General features: G+C 66.4%; 16 protein-coding genes. 11 read left to right on the top strand and 5 right to left on the bottom strand.

Going from position 1 to position 16,612, the window contains the following annotated elements; all coding sequences use genetic code 11:
* Window positions 1–36 precede the first annotated feature (36 nt).
* The 3 genes from GONAM_RS15515 to GONAM_RS22955 all read right to left on the bottom strand — a co-directional run bounded on the left by GONAM_RS15515 (window position 37) and on the right by GONAM_RS22955 (window position 2,527).
* Entirely contained in the window at window positions 37–894 is an 858-nt protein-coding gene (locus GONAM_RS15515) for a class I SAM-dependent methyltransferase (protein WP_006867707.1), read from the bottom strand.
* A gap of 145 nt (window positions 895–1,039) precedes the next feature.
* Window positions 1,040–2,188 carry a class I SAM-dependent methyltransferase gene (locus GONAM_RS15520; RefSeq protein ID WP_006867708.1) on the bottom strand — a complete coding sequence of 383 codons (1,149 nt, stop codon included), beginning with the start codon at window positions 2,186–2,188 and terminating at the stop codon, window positions 1,040–1,042.
* 72 nt (window positions 2,189–2,260) lie between these two features.
* Window positions 2,261–2,527 (bottom strand): hypothetical protein, encoded by a 267-nt coding sequence (locus GONAM_RS22955; RefSeq protein ID WP_006867709.1) that lies wholly within the window; start codon window positions 2,525–2,527, stop codon window positions 2,261–2,263.
* 555 nt (window positions 2,528–3,082) lie between these two features.
* Between GONAM_RS22955 and GONAM_RS15530 the strand changes: the two genes are divergently transcribed.
* The 8 genes from GONAM_RS15530 (at window position 3,083) to GONAM_RS15565 (ending at window position 11,886) form a co-directional block, all read left to right on the top strand.
* On the top strand, window positions 3,083–3,985 hold the full coding sequence (locus GONAM_RS15530) for a polyphosphate polymerase domain-containing protein (RefSeq protein ID WP_006867710.1): 903 nt from the start codon (window positions 3,083–3,085) through the stop codon (window positions 3,983–3,985).
* 20 nt (window positions 3,986–4,005) lie between these two features.
* Window positions 4,006–4,683: a DUF4956 domain-containing protein gene (locus GONAM_RS15535; RefSeq protein ID WP_006867711.1), complete on the top strand. Its 678-nt coding sequence runs from the start codon at window positions 4,006–4,008 to the stop codon at window positions 4,681–4,683.
* A gap of 516 nt (window positions 4,684–5,199) precedes the next feature.
* On the top strand, window positions 5,200–6,363 hold the full coding sequence (locus tag GONAM_RS15540; protein WP_006867712.1) for a CotH kinase family protein: 1,164 nt from the start codon (window positions 5,200–5,202) through the stop codon (window positions 6,361–6,363).
* A 293-nt stretch (window positions 6,364–6,656) separates the two neighbouring features.
* On the top strand, window positions 6,657–8,123 hold the full coding sequence (gene rpsA / locus GONAM_RS15545; protein ID WP_005201078.1) for a 30S ribosomal protein S1: 1,467 nt from the start codon (window positions 6,657–6,659) through the stop codon (window positions 8,121–8,123).
* A 159-nt stretch (window positions 8,124–8,282) separates the two neighbouring features.
* Window positions 8,283–9,032 (top strand): TetR/AcrR family transcriptional regulator, encoded by a 750-nt coding sequence (locus tag GONAM_RS15550; protein ID WP_006867713.1) that lies wholly within the window; start codon window positions 8,283–8,285, stop codon window positions 9,030–9,032.
* Window positions 9,033–9,099: 67 nt separating this feature from the next.
* Window positions 9,100–10,329 carry a zinc metallochaperone AztD gene (gene aztD / locus GONAM_RS15555; RefSeq protein WP_006867714.1) on the top strand — a complete coding sequence of 410 codons (1,230 nt, stop codon included), beginning with the start codon at window positions 9,100–9,102 and terminating at the stop codon, window positions 10,327–10,329.
* A gap of 63 nt (window positions 10,330–10,392) precedes the next feature.
* Entirely contained in the window at window positions 10,393–11,289 is an 897-nt protein-coding gene (gene coaE, locus GONAM_RS15560) for a dephospho-CoA kinase (RefSeq protein WP_006867715.1), read from the top strand.
* A gap of 126 nt (window positions 11,290–11,415) precedes the next feature.
* The gene (locus GONAM_RS15565) at window positions 11,416–11,886 is read left to right on the top strand and encodes a hypothetical protein (RefSeq protein WP_006867716.1); all 471 of its coding nucleotides are present in this window, start codon (window positions 11,416–11,418) and stop codon (window positions 11,884–11,886) included.
* 25 nt (window positions 11,887–11,911) lie between these two features.
* Here the strand turns inward: GONAM_RS15565 and GONAM_RS15570 are convergent, their stop codons facing one another.
* Window positions 11,912–12,496: a ribonuclease FAU-1 family protein gene (locus tag GONAM_RS15570; protein ID WP_040536687.1), complete on the bottom strand. Its 585-nt coding sequence runs from the start codon at window positions 12,494–12,496 to the stop codon at window positions 11,912–11,914.
* 152 nt (window positions 12,497–12,648) lie between these two features.
* On the opposite strand from GONAM_RS15570, the gene GONAM_RS22695 reads away from it, so the two are divergent.
* The 3 genes from GONAM_RS22695 (at window position 12,649) to GONAM_RS15580 (ending at window position 15,614) form a co-directional block, all read left to right on the top strand.
* Window positions 12,649–12,813, top strand: coding sequence for a hypothetical protein (locus GONAM_RS22695; RefSeq protein WP_157159171.1), 165 nt, complete (start codon window positions 12,649–12,651; stop codon window positions 12,811–12,813).
* Between the two features lie 20 nt (window positions 12,814–12,833).
* The gene (gene uvrB, locus GONAM_RS15575; protein ID WP_040536675.1) at window positions 12,834–14,990 is read left to right on the top strand and encodes an excinuclease ABC subunit UvrB; all 2,157 of its coding nucleotides are present in this window, start codon (window positions 12,834–12,836) and stop codon (window positions 14,988–14,990) included.
* A 177-nt stretch (window positions 14,991–15,167) separates the two neighbouring features.
* Entirely contained in the window at window positions 15,168–15,614 is a 447-nt protein-coding gene (locus GONAM_RS15580) for a universal stress protein (protein ID WP_006358695.1), read from the top strand.
* A gap of 34 nt (window positions 15,615–15,648) precedes the next feature.
* Here the strand turns inward: GONAM_RS15580 and GONAM_RS15585 are convergent, their stop codons facing one another.
* Window positions 15,649–16,551 (bottom strand): hydroxymethylglutaryl-CoA lyase, encoded by a 903-nt coding sequence (locus GONAM_RS15585; RefSeq protein WP_006867720.1) that lies wholly within the window; start codon window positions 16,549–16,551, stop codon window positions 15,649–15,651.
* Window positions 16,552–16,612 lie beyond the last annotated feature (61 nt).

Below are 16,612 nucleotides of genomic sequence, written 5' to 3' on the forward strand. Positions count from 1 at the left end.
CTCGAAGTTGCTCTGAGACGCCGGGCGTATCCGCGGTTATTCGGGCTTGTGGCTGCAGAAGATCGCGGTGCCGGGGAAGTAGCGTCCGCGGAACGGGCTCCACTGGCCCCATTCGCGGTCGTGGTCGTCTGGCCACTCGGGTTCGACGATGTCGTCGAGGACGAACCCGGCGGCGCGTAGTTCGCGGACGCGGTCGCCGATGGTCCGATGATGTTCGACGTAGGTGATCTGCCCGTTCGGATCGGTCTCGGTGTACGGCGTGCGGTTGAAGTAGGGGATTCGTACGGTCAACCCCTCGGGGCCGGGGTCGTCGAGGAACATCCAGCGCATCGGGTGGTTGACCGCGAAAACCCAACGGCCACCGGGCTTCAGGACCCGCGCGACCTCGGCCATGACGCCGGCGGAGTCGGCGACGAAGGGGATTGCCCCGAACGCGGAGCAGACGGTGTCGAAGGACTCGTCGGCGAAGGGCAGGGTCTCGGCGGTCGCCTGGATCAGCGGCACGCGCACCTCGTCGGCGTCCATGGCGTCGAGACCGATCCCGAGCATGCGCCGGGACAGGTCGACGCCGACGGCATGAGCGCCGTGAGCGGCGAGCCAGCGGGCGCACGGCGCTGAGCCGCAACCGATCTCGAGGATCGTACGGCCCTCGATCTCGCCGAGGAGTCCGGCCTCGGACTCGCGGACGCCCTCCGGGCACCAGACGAAGTCACCACCACCGGTGTACGTGCCGAGGAAGGCGCCGTGCTCGTCGTGGTAGTTCTCCGCGTCGTGGTCCCACCACCAACGGCTTGCTCGGTCACTCGTCGCGGAGTCGACGTCGCCCAGGATGCGCGGCGGCCTCACGGAGGTCTCCTGCGCGGTGGTGCTCTCGCGGTCGTCGTCGGTGGGCATGCTGCGATGATATTGCTCGGGGTCGGTCGACGAGCCAACCGGTGCCGGGAGCGGAGCGAGCGGGCCGAATGTCAACCGGTGCCGGGAGCGGAGCGAGCGGGCCGAATGTCAACCGGTGCCGGGAGCGGAGCGAGCGGGCCGAATGTCAACCGGTGCGGAGTTCGTAGACCCGGAAGAAGGCGAAGTCCTCGATCGGCAGCACCTCGACGCTCTGGAAACCGGCCTGTTCGGCGTAGGACCGCAGGGTCGAGGGGCGCATGACGGTGCCGGTGGCGGCCGACGGCGGTGAACTCATCGAGTCGGGTAGGCAGACGAACAGCGAGAACCCGTACATGAGTTTGTCGAGTTCGTCTGCGGGACCGGAGAACTCGTCGGAGACTGCTTCGTCCATGACGATCATCGGTGCCCCGGGCGCGAGAGCGTGCCGCGCCGCGGTGAGAACTTCGACGGGCCGGGGCATGTCGTGGAGGCATTCGAAGGCGAAGGCGGCGTCGAACGGCCCGCGCCGAGCGGCTTCCTCTCCGCCGGCGATCTCGAAGTGCACCCGGTCGCCATGCCCGGCGGCCTCGGCGTTCCGCCGCGCCATCTGCACGGAATCGGCGTCGATGTCGAGGCCGATGAGCCTGGCGTCGGGGTAGGCACGGGCGAGTGCGATCGTCGAGTATCCGGCGCCGAACCCGATGTCGAGGACCTGGGCACCTGGGCGGGACAGAAGTTCGTGAAGGTGGGGCACGCCGGCGAGAGCTGGTGCGAGTCGGGACTCGAACCACGGCCGGTTGAGGGCGGCCTGCGATTCGCGTGCGTCGGTGCCGAACTGTTCCCAACTGACACCTCCGCCGGTGCGGTAGGCGTCGAGCAGTTCCGGCAACCGGCCGAACGACGCGGCGAACATCCGCGGTAGCGCACCGAGATAGTTGAGACTGGCGGTATCGGTGAGGACTTCGGCGACACCGGGGGAGATGTCGAATGTCGTTGTGGTCCCGGACATGTCGGCCTCGAGGATGCCGTAGGCGGCCTGCATCTCGAGCCATTCGCGCGCGTACCGTGCGTCGGTGGCGGTCCGGGCGGCGAGGTCATCGGCGGTCAGTGGGCCGTGATCGGCGAGGGATCGGTACCAGCCGAGGCGCTCCCCGAGGTAGACGCTCATCGTTTCCGCGGTCGCCAGGGTGGAGGTGAGGAATCGCTCGGCGAATTCGTCGGCGGTCGGTGCCGCGGAGACGACTCCGGTGCGGTCTGCGTTCGTACTGTCTGCGTCCTGCCCGGGAGGTGGGGTGCTGTCGGGGGTGATCGTCATTCTGGAACGATGTCAGCGTCGGCTCACGGACCGGTCACGGAGCGGTTCCGACTCGGGTCCCATCCCTGCAGGTCAGCAGGCCCGGCCGGCGACCACGTACTCGGTTCCGGCGTCGGGATCCCAGCGTCGCAACGCGGTGAAGGTGCAGACCCGGTCGGGTTCACCCAGTGGTTCGAGCGTGGCGAGTGCCTCGCCGATCTGGTGGTAGGTGAGGCGGCGGCCCAGGGTGATGTGCGGGGTCCATCCGCCCGGCTCGACATGGGCAAAGGTGCTCGGGTTGTCGATCCCGGCCGCGACGTCGTCCGGGTGAACCGTGTGACCGCGAACCGTGCGTGACACCTGCGTGAAGCGACAGCAGCTCGGCCCCGGGGACGACGAGCAATGCCAGGGTGTGGCGGGAGCCGTGACCGAACACGACTGGTGCCCCGATGATGCATCGCAACGGTAGGCGCTGAGCGGCGCCACCGAGGGCGGCGTCGGCGGCGGAGGTGATGTGGCGCGCCGCCAGGAGGGTGACGTGTGGACGGTTGGTGTCCGAGCGCACGCGCTGCGCGCTGGGAAGGCCGACTTCGGCGAGCGCCGACCAGCGGCGGCGCACCCAGGCGTCGGTGTCGTCGTCGGGTAACAACTCGATCGAATGTGCCACGGATGTAGTCAACCAGAGCTCCCGTGCAGCGCCCGGCGGTTCGGTTCACGATCGCCGGCAGGCGAGCGACGTGTCTGCCTTCCGTGCCTCCAGGGCTCTCGACGCGTGGCTGTGTTCGACCAGGTCAGAGCTGACAGCAACTTCCCAGTTTCACCGCACCGTTTCCGAAGGTTCATCTGATGAAGTGGACGAGTTCCGAACGGGTGATCTGCGGCCGCCGAGCGTGTGGCCGCCGAGGAAGGAGAAGCGTGGGAATCACGAGCTGGTTCAAACGGGCCGGCGGTGACGAATCATCGACCGACGGGGACCCGCCCACACCTGCACGCGCGTCCGGCTTCCAGGAGACCGCCAGCAGACTCCACGCCTTCAATCGCTACGAGATCAAGTACTTCGTCGACGAGATGCGCGTGCCTGAACTGCGTCGAGAGTTGGCTGCGCGTATGGACTCCGACCCGCACTCTCCGGTAGGTGGATATCCGGTCACGTCCCTGTACTACGACACCCCGGATCTGCGCTTCTACTGGGAGAAGATCGAAGGACTCAAGTTCCGACGGAAGCTGCGGATGCGGCTGTACGGCGATCCCGCGGCATGCACCGAGGAGACCCCGGTGCAGATCGAGATCAAACAGCGGGTCAATCGCGTCACCCAGAAACGACGCACCGCCATGCCCTACGGCATCGCGCGGAGCTGGCTCGACGACCGTCAGACGATCGAATGCGACGACTCGCAGAGGCCGTTCGTCGAAGAGGTCACCACACTGATCGGAAACCTCGACCTCCGGCCGACGGTCACCACCGGATATCTACGTGAGGCCTTTGTCGGTCGCGACGCCGATCTCGGACTCCGGGTGACCATCGATCACAAGGTGCACGGTCGTGACGGCGACTTCTACTTCGGTTCGAAAGCCCAGAACCGCTTCACGATCCCACCGCGCCTGGCGATCGTCGAACTCAAAGCCAACGAACGGGTGCCGTACTGGGCCACCGACCTGACCGCCCGGATGGACATGTCGGTGATCCGGGTGTCCAAGTACTGCCAGTCGATCCAGGCCTTCGGGTTGGCGCCGAAGTCGATTGTCGGTGCACCGGAACTGATCATCCCGCCGGGCGAACACGACCGGGTGCCCGACGACCTTTTCAGCACGCTCTAGACAATTTCTGAAAGCAGACAATGAACTTCGAGATCCAAGACCTCAGTGGCACATTCACCACCTTCGACATCATCGTGTCGCTATCGCTGTCCTTTGTCCTGTCGGCGATCATCGGCTGGGTCTACCGGCTGACCCACAAGAACGTCTCCTACAGCCAGTCCTATGTTCAGACCCTGGTGATCGTCGGCATGGTGGTGTCGCTGATCATGCTGGTGGTCGGATCGAACATCGCCCGGGCGTTCGCGCTCGTCGGCGCGTTGTCGGTGGTGCGATTCCGCAACGCCATCAAGGAGACCCGCGACGTCGGCTTCATCTTCCTGGTCATGGCGATCGGCATGACCACCGGTACCCGCTTCTATGTCCTGGCGATCGCGGCCACCGTCGCGATCTGCCTGGTGATGGTGCTGATGAGCAAGTTCAACTGGTTCAAACTCGACGTCCAGCGTCAGGTCGTCAAGGTTCAGGTTCCGCCGGAACCCGAGTACACCGCCCGCGTCGAGGACGTATTGATCGACAAGTGCAAGGAATTCGAGCTCGTGTCCACCGAATCTGTTCGCTCCGGGGCCTTGTCGGAGCTGTATTACACGGCCCAGCTGAAGAAGGGCACCAAGCCGGGTGAGCTGATCTCCGCGCTGAGCGCGGTCAACACCGGACAGCGCGTCACCGTGCTGACCGGTTACGACCAGACGGACATCTGACAGCGATGCCCGACAGTCCCGACGACCGTACTCCCGCGGCTCCCGCAGAAACCGCGCGTCCGACTCCACCACGTGCGCGGTTGCGACACCGTATCCCACGGTCGCTCCGCCAGCACTGGAAGTGGCCGGTGGCGTTCGTCGTCTTCGTCCTCGTGGTGGCAACGGTGTTCGGCGGGTGGAAGATCCGGCCGTTCATCACCGGGGACGCGGATGTCATCGCCTCGGAGATCACGACGAACGTCGCCGGGAACGTCGACCTGTTCGATCCGTCGGTCTCCCACGAGCTGACCATCGACATGACCGATGCGGAGTACCGGTCGATGCTGTCGTCGTTCGAGAAGGACGGCAGCAAGGACTGGGTCGCCGCCGACGTCGTGATCGACGGCACCCGTCTCGACGACGTGGCTGTCCGACTCAAGGGCAATTCGACGCTGATGGGTCTGCGCGGCAGAGGATTCGGTCCGGGTGGGGATCGGACGGGGGGGCGGTCCGCCGGGGCCTCCCGGAGGAGCAGACGTGGTACCGGGACAGGCGCCGCCAGGGTTCGATCCCGCCGCACTCGATCCCGCCGCACTCGATCCCGCCGCCATGGAACGGATGCGCAAGACGATGACGCAGGTGTCGAAAGACGACCCGACCTCGTTGCCGTTGCTGCTCAGTTTCGACGAGTATTTCGACGGTCGCGCATATCAGGGCATGACCGAACTGTCGGTGCGGCCGGGGAGTCCGGTCGTGAACGAGGCGACCGCGCTGTCCGTGACAGCCCAGACCGGCCAGGCGTCGCAGCGCTACGGTTACGTCACCTACTCGATCAACGGCAGCGCCACCGCCAGCAAGCTGGTCCTCGAGCACCCTGACGCCAGCTATGCAGAGAGCCTCTTCGACTCGAAGGGATACCTCTACAAGGCCGACGCGAACTCGAGGCTGAAGTACGTCGGGGACGACCAGTCCGACTACGCCGAGCAGTTCGTACAGATCAACTCGGTCGGCAACGGCAATCTTCAGCCGGTCATCAACCTCGCCCGATGGCTCGACTCTGCCGACGACCGGGAGTTCGCCGAAGAACTCGACCAGTGGGTCGACGTGAAGTCCTTCGCGCGCTACGTGGCGACGCAGAATCTGCTGGGCAACGGGGACGACATGAGCGGGCCGGGCCAGAACTATTACCTCTGGTACGACCTCGAGTCGAAGAAGTTCACCGTCGTCTCCTGGGATCTGAATCTCGCGATGAACGGGGACCCCGGTGCCGGACCCGACGACGAGGTCTCCATCGGACCCATGGGCGGCCGCCGCGGACAGCAGCGGCCCGGCGCCGGTGGCCCGCAGCCCGCGGCAGACGGCAAGCAGCCGGCGGCAGACGCCATGTCGCCGCCCGAGGGAGCAGGACCCGGCGGGGCGCGACCGCCAGGTCTGCGTGACGTCAAGAACCCGTTGAAGACCCGTTTCCTCGCCGCGGCGACCGAACCTGGGGGAGCATTCGTCGATCTGTACCGCTCCACCTACTGGGAGCTGTACGACCAGATCTACGCCGACGGGCTCGCCGACTCGGTACTCGACGGTGTCGCGGAAGCCGTGCCGGTCACCGACAAACTGTCGGCGGGCGACCGAGAGGAAGCGGTCGAATCGCTGCGGTCGTGGATCGCGAATCGCACCGCGGCACTCGCGTCACAGCGCGATTAGCCACCGATGCGGTGCAGAATGTGACCACACACTCTTGTCGACGCGCTCGAAGGGGAACTTTCCCGCGTGTCGGTCGTCACTCACAGGAGTTCGTCACAGGCTGTGCGGGAGGGGCCGTCTCAAGGGCATTTGCCCAGCACAATCCCGCTGGAGTAGGCTTGGAGAACGCGCGTGCGCTCGATGACGCGCGACAGGCACACGCCCCGATCGAAATGCTTCTGATCAGGGGTTTTGTGCCGATCAATACGTCAAGCACTGTACCTACTACACACCTGTCCGGAGCAACTCAACATATGTCGTCCCCCACGATCACCTCGCCGCAAGTAGCCATCAATGACATTGGCACTGCCGAGGACTTTCTCGCCGCCATCGACTCCACGATCAAGTACTTCAACGATGGCGACATCGTCGAGGGCACCATCGTCAAGGTCGATCGGGACGAGGTTCTGCTCGACATCGGTTACAAGACCGAAGGCGTCATTCCTTCCCGCGAACTGTCGATCAAGCACGATGTTGACCCCAACGAGGTCGTCAACGTCGGTGACGAGGTCGAGGCCCTGGTCCTCACCAAGGAGGACAAAGAAGGCCGTCTGATCCTCTCCAAGAAGCGTGCGCAGTACGAGCGGGCTTGGGGCACCATCGAGGAGCTCAAGGAGAAGGACGAGGCCGTCAAGGGCACCGTCATCGAGGTCGTCAAGGGCGGCCTGATCCTGGACATCGGCCTGCGCGGCTTCCTCCCGGCATCGCTCGTGGAGATGCGTCGCGTCCGCGATCTGCAGCCGTACATCGGCAAGGAGATCGAGGCCAAGATCATCGAGCTCGACAAGAACCGCAACAACGTGGTCCTGTCGCGTCGTGCATGGCTCGAGCAGACCCAGTCCGAGGTCCGCAGCGAGTTCCTGCACCAGCTGCAGAAGGGCCAGGTCCGCAAGGGCGTCGTGTCCTCGATCGTCAACTTCGGTGCGTTCGTCGATCTCGGCGGCGTCGACGGTCTGGTCCACGTCTCCGAGCTGTCCTGGAAGCACATCGATCACCCGTCCGAGGTCGTCGCCGTGGGCGACGAGGTCACCGTCGAGGTCCTCGACGTCGATCTGGACCGCGAGCGCGTTTCGCTGTCGCTCAAGGCCACCCAGGAAGATCCGTGGCGTCAGTTCGCCCGCACCCACGCGATCGGTCAGATCGTCCCGGGCAAGGTCACCAAGCTGGTGCCGTTCGGTGCGTTCGTCCGCGTCGACGAGGGCATCGAGGGTCTGGTCCACATCTCCGAGCTGGCCGAGCGCCACGTCGAGGTCCCGGACCAGGTCGTCGCCGTCAACGACGATGCGATGGTCAAGGTCATCGACATCGACCTCGAGCGTCGTCGTATCTCGCTGAGCCTCAAGCAGGCCAACGAGGACTACACCGAGGAGTTCGACCCCTCGAAGTACGGCATGGCCGACAGCTACGACGAGCAGGGCAACTACATCTTCCCCGAGGGCTTCGACGCCGAGACCAACGAATGGCTCGAAGGCTTCGAGAAGCAGCGTGAGGCATGGGAGGCCCGGTACGCCGAGGCCGAGCGTCGCCACAAGATGCACACCGCCCAGATGGAGAAGTTCGCCGCTGCCGCAGCCGAGGCTGCCAACGCTCCGACCGACTACTCGTCGGCCTCGGAGAGCCGCGGTGGCTCGTCGAACACCGGTGGCGCTTCCACCGGCGGTTCGCTGGCCAGCGACGAGCAGCTCGCCGCTCTGCGCGAGAAGCTGTCGGGTAACGCCTGATAGCACTGCTCCCGCAGTAGATCTGCACTGAGCACACGAAAGCCCTCCCGGGATTCCCGGGAGGGCTTTTCGTTTCCTGTCGGACAATCCGCCGCCCACTGGGTACGGTGATGATCTCGTACGCCGTACGCCGTACGCCGTACGGAGAGGAGGTGCACCATGTCGACAGCCGACGATGTCCGGACACTGGTTCGCTTGCTGTGGCGTGGACGCGGGGAACCGCAGGCGCCCAGGCGTGGTCCGCGCCAACGGGTCACCGTCGACGAGGTCGTCGGCAAGGCGATCGCGCTCGCCGACGAGCGCGGACTGGCCGCGGTGTCGATGCGGACCCTCGCCGCCGAGCTCGGCGTCGGCCCGATGACCCTGTACACCTACGTGCCCACGCGAGACGTCCTGGTCGCGCTCATGGTGGACCATGTCGCCGGCGACCCGATGCCCGGCCCGGCCTCGACCGTCCGGCAATCCCTCGCCGAGATCGCACACCATCTGCGCGCCGAATACCTGGCGCATCCCTGGCTGATCGACGCCAATCCGTGGCGACAGGTTCTCGGCCCCCATCGCCTCGCGCGCTACGAACGCCAGCTCGAAGTACTCGAACCGCTGGACATCTCGGACCTCGACCGCGACCACATCCTCGGTCTCCTGTCCGCCTTCGTGACCGGCAACGCCCGGGAGGCGCTGGCAGCCGATGCGGCGGTGGCCGACAGCGGCATGACCGACGTGGAGTGGTGGGAGGTTGTCGCACCCGAACTCGACGCGGTGATACCCGACGGGGAGTTCCCGCTTGCCGATCGCGTGGGAACCGTTGCGGGCGAGCATCATCAGGCGCCGGGAGCTCCCGACGAGGTGTTCGATTTCGGCCTCGAGCGACTCCTCGACGGGTTGGCGCCGCTGATCGGGGAGGGCTGACACCACTCGCACCGTCTGCAACCATGCGTTGTTGACAATCATTTTCATTAGACGGTTGACTGTCCGAGTGCTATCACCTCGAACAACTCTGACCCGTTCCCTGGCGCTGCTCGCGGCGTCCTCCATCGCGCTCGTCGCCTGCGGCGACACCGAGCAGGCGGCCCCGCCCGCCGAATCCTCGAGCGGACCCGCGGAACAGCAAAGCGCGACACCGCGACTCGCACTCAGCTACGACGGCGGGATCCTCGTGCTCGACGCCACCTCGCTCGATCAGGTCGCCGACCTTCCCGTCGACGGGTTCGTCCGGCTGAACAGCGCGGGCAACGGGCGACACGTCTTCGTCTCCGAGACCGACGGGTTCCGGGTCCTCGACGCCGGCACCTGGACCAAGGCGCACGGCGACCACGGTCACCACTACACGACCCAGCCCTCGCTCACCGGGATGCGTTTCGGCGGAACCGAACCCGGACACGTCGTGGTCCACAACTCGCGTATCACTCTGTTCAGTGACGGCACCGGGCAGGTCGACATCGTCGAACCCGCGGAACTGCTGCGCGGCAATCCGGTGGCCACCACGTTCACGGTCCCGCAACCCCATCACGGTGTGGCCGTGTTCCGCGGCGACGGATCGGTCGTCGTCACGCGCGGCGACGAGGAATCGCGCAGTGGTATCGCGATCCTGGACAAACAGCGGAACGAGATCGCACGCAACGACGAATGCCCCGGCGTGCACGGCGAGGCCGCCGCAGCCGACGGTCGCCTGACCTTCGGCTGCGAAGACGGCATCCTGATCGTCGACGGCAACAACATCCGCAAGGTGGCCAGCCCGGATCCATACGGCCGCATCGGGAACCAGGCCGGCGACCACGGTTCCCCGGTCGTGCTGGGGGATTACAAGAGCGACGAGGGCGCCGAACTCGAACGGCCGACACGCTTTTCGCTGACCGACACCCGAACGGGCGACCTCCGACTGGTCGACCTCGACGCCTCCTACAGCTTCCGGTCGCTCGAACGTGGCCCCGGCGGGTCCGCGGTGATCCTCGGGACCGACGGCGCGCTACACGTCTTCGACGCGCAATCCGGGAACCGCACCGCCCGCATCCCGGCGATCGGGGAGTGGGCCGAACCCGACGAATGGCAGTCGCCGATGCCCAATGTCGTGGTGCAGGACCGCATCGCGTACGTCAGTGAACCCGCGTCGAAGAAGATCGTCGCGGTCGATCTGAACACGGGGGAGAAGGTCGGCGAGGCCACCCTGCCGCACGAGACCATCGAACTCGTCGCGGTCACCGGCTGAGCCGACACGACACACGGGGCGCCGGTGTGCACCGGTCAGGAACCTGTTTGCCAGACTGGTGGCGTGATCAGGCTTGGACTGACCGGTGGCATCGGCGCCGGCAAATCGACCGTGGCGAAGACCTTCGTCGAACGAGGCGCGTACATCATCGACGCGGACAAGATCGCCCGCGAGGTGGTGGAACCCGGTTCGGAAGGTCTCGCCGGACTCGTCGAGGCCTTCGGCTCGGACATCCTGGCCGCCGACGGCAGCCTCGACCGTCCGGCGCTCGCGGCAAAGGCATTCGTCGACGAGGAGTCGCGCAAGACGCTGAACGGGATCACCCACCCGCTGATCGGTGCGCGCACGCAGGAACTGCTCGCGGCGGCACCCGACGACGCCATCGTCGTTCAGGACATCCCCCTGCTGGTCGAGAACCACACCGCGCCGTTCTTCCATCTCGTGGTGATCGTGTTCGCCGACGCCGACGTCCGACTGCATCGCCTCACGACGATGCGCGGCGTCGACGAGGCCGACGCGCGTGCTCGGATCACCGCGCAGGCCACCGACGAGCAGCGTCGTGCGGTCGCCGACGTCTGGCTGGACAACTCCGGAACGGCCGATGATCTCGCTGCTGCCGCGGCGCGGGTCTGGGACGATCGGTTGGTGCCGTTCGAGGCCAACGTCCGCGCGCGCCGGGTCGCTGATCCGGTCTCCGAACTCATTGCCGCCGAACCGAATCCGGATGGTCCGGCGGGGCGTCTGGTCAATCGGATGTGGGCGATCGCCGGGGAGCGGGCGACCGCCGTCGAGATCACCGACGCGGCGAAGGTCGAGCTCCGGATCACCGCGCGCGACGACGCCGCGTCCGCAGATCTCGTCGATCTTCTTGCCGACGGCGGGTTCGCGCCCGCCGGTCCCGGTGTTCACGGTTCCTGCGATCCGGGGCGGCCCGCGACAGTTCGGGTCACAACCGCCTGAGGGGCCAAACTGACTACGAATGTTGTCTGAATTGGCCACAGGGCGCGCCCCGCGCTGTTAGCTTTGCGAGGACGCGCCGATCCCGGTGCGGACGGCCGAGTCGGTACAGCGCTGTGAGGAGCACATATGTGGGGTTCGGGGAGTTCGAAACACGTGCGTACGGTCGTCGGCGGCATCGTTGCCGGGGCGGCGCTCACGGCCGCCGCGATCAGTGCTGGGCCGGCGAACGCAGCCCTGCAGGGAATCGCCGTCGACACGCTGCCCGGCTACGGCTCCTCGGCGAACGGGTCGTCGAACTACAACCTCTACGGTGCGGGGTGCGCCTACACGTTGTCGGTGATCGTCGGCGATCCGAAGTCGGCGAAGTCGACGCTCAAGGTGACGTCCACGCGGGCGGGCCGCACCGTGACGATCTACAACGCCAGGCCCACCGCCGTCGAGGTCACCCCGACCTGGCGGCCCTCGGCCCCCGGACGGTACGTGCTCGCCGCGAACCTCGACGGGGTGGTCAAGACGCGGACCGTCGACGTGGGGACGGGAGTGCAACTGCCGCAATTCATCCGGAACGGCGCGTGTTTCGTGCTGCCCACCTACTGAGTCCGTCGTCGGCCGTCCTGCCGAATCACCGCGCGTGATCGGGGCGATGGTCCCGGAAGAACACCACGCCGCCGACCGCGTCGTCGAGCCAGGCCTGTACATCGTTGCCGTGTGCGGCCGCCCCGACGAGCGCGCGGGTCGCGATCTCGACGGCCTCCACGCACTGGTCGTTGTCGAGCAGTCCGCAACGGTGCGCTTCGAAGACCTCGTCGACGTCGATGAGTTCCAATGGTGATCCCGGAACGTCGACGAGGTCGAGGTACCAGTCCTCGGCGTACCAGCGGCCGTGTTCGTCGGGACCGGAGAACCGGCCGATGTCGAGGTAGAGGCGCTGATCCGCCCGGTACCCGCCCTGGTAGTGGAAGATGTTGGCGCGCAAACCCAGTGAGGGGAGAAGCCATGACTCGAGGTGGTCGAACTTGGGGTGGCCCGGTGCGGAGCGCGACATGTAGAGGCCGTAGTCGGTGACGCGGTACTCCTCGACCTCCCGGACGAATCCCTTGTTGTCGGTGTTCGTCATCGCGGGCACATCGAAGACCTCCCGCTTGGGCGGGTGCATCGAGTGGGGTCCGGCCGGCGCGGTCGTCATGGGACCGCTGTTGCTCGTCATTCCCCGAATGTAGTTCGGCCGGCAGCCGATCTCAGGGTGAACATGGGAGATGTTCCCCGATGTGCGCACCACCCCGTCGGGCTTCTTCATCCGCCGCTGGGTCCTGGTGAAGTTCCTCATCACGGGCCGGCAGGCCGCGGGTGAAGGCGCCGGTGCCGGGTGCGAGGGTCGTCCGGCTCGCCCCGTTCCCGCTGATCGGGGACATCGCATTGTTCGCGGTGACCGGCCGGCCGATACGGGTGTGTTCGTTCGTCGTGCTGCTCTGGGCGCTCGTCGGGCGGCGGGCCGCAGACCGCGCGGGAACACTCGTGTCGTAGTGCGCGTTTACCCTGGCACTATGGCTTTTGCAGCAGAACGTCCGGTGCTCGCGCACTCCGAGTTCCGTCCGATCGGCGAGATCGAGCGCACTGAAGCCCGCTTCGAGGTGGTCAGCGAGTACGAGCCCGCCGGTGACCAGCCCGCCGCGATCAAGGATCTGACCGCACGGATCCAGGCGGGGGAGAAGGACATCGTGCTCCTCGGTGCCACCGGTACCGGTAAGTCGGCGACGACGGCGTGGCTCATCGAGCAGGTGCAGCGCCCCACGCTGGTGATGGCACCCAACAAGACCCTTGCCGCGCAGCTGGCGAACGAGTTGCGCGAGATGTTGCCCAACAACGCCGTCGAGTACTTCGTGTCGTACTACGACTACTACCAACCCGAGGCGTACATCGCGCAGACCGACACCTACATCGAGAAGGACTCGTCGATCAACGACGACGTCGAACGACTCCGCCACTCGGCGACCTCGAGTCTGCTGTCCCGCCGCGACGTCGTGGTGGTGGCGTCGGTGTCCTGCATCTACGGCCTCGGTACGCCGCAGTCGTACCTCGATCGTTCGGTCGAGCTCGAGGTGGGACAGGAGATCGACCGCGACGCCCTCCTGAGGCTGCTCGTCGACGTGCAGTACACCCGCAACGACACGGCGTTCACCCGCGGCAGCTTCCGCGTCCGCGGCGACACCGTCGAGATCATCCCGTCCTACGAGGAACTCGCGGTGCGCATCGAGTTCTTCGGCGACGAGGTCGAATCGCTTTACTACCTGCATCCGCTCACCGGCGACGTCGTGCGTCAGGTCGACTCGCTGCGGATCTTCCCGGCCACCCACTACGTGGCGGGGCCGGAGCGGATGGAACGCGCGATGGCGTCGATCGAGCAGGAACTCGAGGAACGGCTTGCCGAGCTCGAGGGCAAGGGCAAGCTCCTCGAGGCCCAGCGCCTGCGGATGCGGACCACCTACGACCTCGAGATGATGCGCCAGGTCGGATTCTGCTCGGGCATCGAGAACTATTCGCGCCATATCGACGGTCGTTCGGCCGGGAGTGCACCGGCGACGCTGATCGACTATTTTCCGGAGGACTTCCTCCTGGTCATCGACGAGTCGCATGTGACCGTCCCGCAGATCGGTGGCATGTACGAGGGCGACATGTCCCGCAAGCGCAACCTCGTCGAGTTCGGCTTCCGGCTCCCGTCTGCGGTGGACAACCGCCCGCTGACCTGGGATGAGTTCGTCGACCGCATCGGTCAGACCGTGTACCTGTCGGCGACGCCCGGACCGTACGAACTCGGTCAGTCGAACGGCGAGTTCGTCGAGCAGGTGATCCGCCCGACCGGTCTGGTCGACCCGCAGGTCGTGGTGAAACCGACCAAGGGGCAGATCGACGACCTGGTCCACGAGATCCGGCAGCGCACCGAACGCGACGAACGCGTCCTCGTCACGACGCTCACCAAGAAGATGGCCGAGGACCTCACCGACTACCTGCTGGAACTCGGCATCCGGGTGCGGTACCTGCATTCCGAGGTCGACACCCTGCGTCGTGTCGAGTTGCTGCGCCAGCTCCGGTCGGGTGACTACGACGTCCTCGTCGGCATCAACCTCCTCCGCGAGGGTCTCGACCTCCCGGAGGTCTCGTTGGTGGCGATCCTCGATGCGGACAAGGAAGGGTTCCTGCGCAGCACCACGTCGTTGATCCAGACGATCGGCCGTGCGGCCCGCAACGTGTCAGGTGAGGTGCACATGTACGCGGACAAGATCACCGACTCGATGGCCAACGCGATCGAGGAGACCGAACGCCGCCGCGAGAAGCAGATCGCCTACAACAAGGAGCGCGGCATCGACCCGAAGCCGTTGCGCAAGAAGATCGCCGACATCCTCGACCAGGTGTATCGAGAAGCCGAGGACGAGGCGGTTGCGGTCGGCGGTTCGGGCCGCAACGCGAGCCGCGGCCGCCGGGCGCAGGGCGAGGTGTCCAAGGCCGGCAGTGCGGGCGTGATCGAGAAGCGCGATGTCTCGGCCATGCCGCGCGCCGAGCTCGCGGATCTCGTGTCGCAATTGACCGATCAGATGATGAGCGCGGCCCGCGACCTGCAGTTCGAGCTGGCGGGCCGCCTGCGAGACGAGATCGCCGACCTGAAGAAGGAGCTTCGAGGAATGGACGCAGCGGGCATCAAGTAGGGCCGTGACCTGCGTTCCCGTCGAAGACACAAGATCGCGTCCATGTGCCGATCGCCACGATCGGCGGACAGACACGCCGCGGCAAACTAATGTCCCGGTGATAGAACCCTGCAGTATGGGGGATGTAGGTGACGCCTCGCTGATGGGCAGCGAGGCGAATTCATGTCGGAGGTTGGGATGAGCGCATACGAGACCATCGTCGTCGGGACCGACGGCTCGGAGTCGTCGATGAAGGCGGTGGAACGTGCGGGGGCACTCGCGGGCGAAGGCGCGCAGTTGGTGATCGCGTGCGCATACTTCCCCAACGAGCGTGGTGCAGGGGAGGCCGCCGACATCCTCAAGGACGAGGCCTACCAGGTCACCGGCTCGACGCCGACCGAGGAGATCCTGCGGACCGCGAAAGAGCGTGCGTCCAAGGCCGGAGCCGCCACCGTCGTCCAGCGCCCCGTCAAGGGTGCTCCGGTCGACGCGCTGCTCCAGCTCGTGAGCGACGTCAAGGCCGACCTCCTCGTCGTCGGTAACCGCGGCCTGAACTCGATCGCCGGGCGCCTTCTCGGATCGGTTCCGGCCGACGTGGCACGCAAGTCGGCATGTGACGTGCTGATCGTGCACACCACGGGTTAGTCACCCGCACACGAACGCAACGAGCGTCCCCGCCTCAGCGGGTGTCCGGGAAACCTCCGGCGCGCCCGAGGAGAGCGGGGACACTCTTTTCCAGGGACCTGCCCAGCCATTCCGCGGCCTCGATCAGGCCGTACATGTCGACGCCGGTCGTGACGTTCGACCGGTCCAGCGCATAGAGCAGGTCCTCCGACGCGATGTTGCCCGTCGCGGCCGGGGCGAACGGGCAACCGCCGAAACCGCCGATGGACGCGTCCAGAGCGCCGGCCCCGCAGTCCAGGGCCGTCAGCGCATTGGCGTAGCCGGTGTTGCGGGTGTTGTGGAAATGCCAGCGCTGAGGGATGCCCGGTGCGTGTGCGGCCGCCAGGTCGGCGAGTGTGCGCACCTGTGCCGGGACGCCGACGCCGATGGTGTCGGCCAGGGCGATCTCGTCCGGTGCCGCGCCGTCGGTCAGGCGCGCGATGATCTCGCCGATCCACTCGGGGGCGACCTCCCCGGAGAACGGGCAGCCGAACGACACCGCGATGGTCACCGTCGTCCGTAGTCCGGCCTCGCGGGCATCATGTACGACGTCGATCGCCGCGGCGATGCCCTCGTCGACGCTGCAGCCCTGATTCCGCCGGCTGAACTCCTCGGTCGCGACAACCACCGCGTTGACCTCGTCGACGGCGGCGGTGAGGGCACGGTCGAGACCCCGGCGGTTGAGGACCAGACCGATGTAGGAGACGCCGTCGACGCGCGGAACCTGGGCCATGACCTCCTCGGCACCGGCCATCTGCGGAACCCGCTTCGGATTGACGAAACTGACCGCTTCGACGCGTCGGACGCCGGCGTCGACACTGCGCGAGATCAACTCGACCTTGTCGTCGACCGACAGGAGGGTCTGCTCGTTCTGGAGGCCGTCGCGGGGGCCGACCTCGACCAGTTGCACGCTCGTCATGCCCCCAATCTTGCCCCGTCGCGGTCACTTGGTGTGACGGGATTCCTTCCCTCGGGCAGAT

The sequence above is a fragment of the Gordonia namibiensis NBRC 108229 genome (assembly GCF_000298235.1).
Lineage (GTDB): Bacteria > Actinomycetota > Actinomycetes > Mycobacteriales > Mycobacteriaceae > Gordonia > Gordonia namibiensis.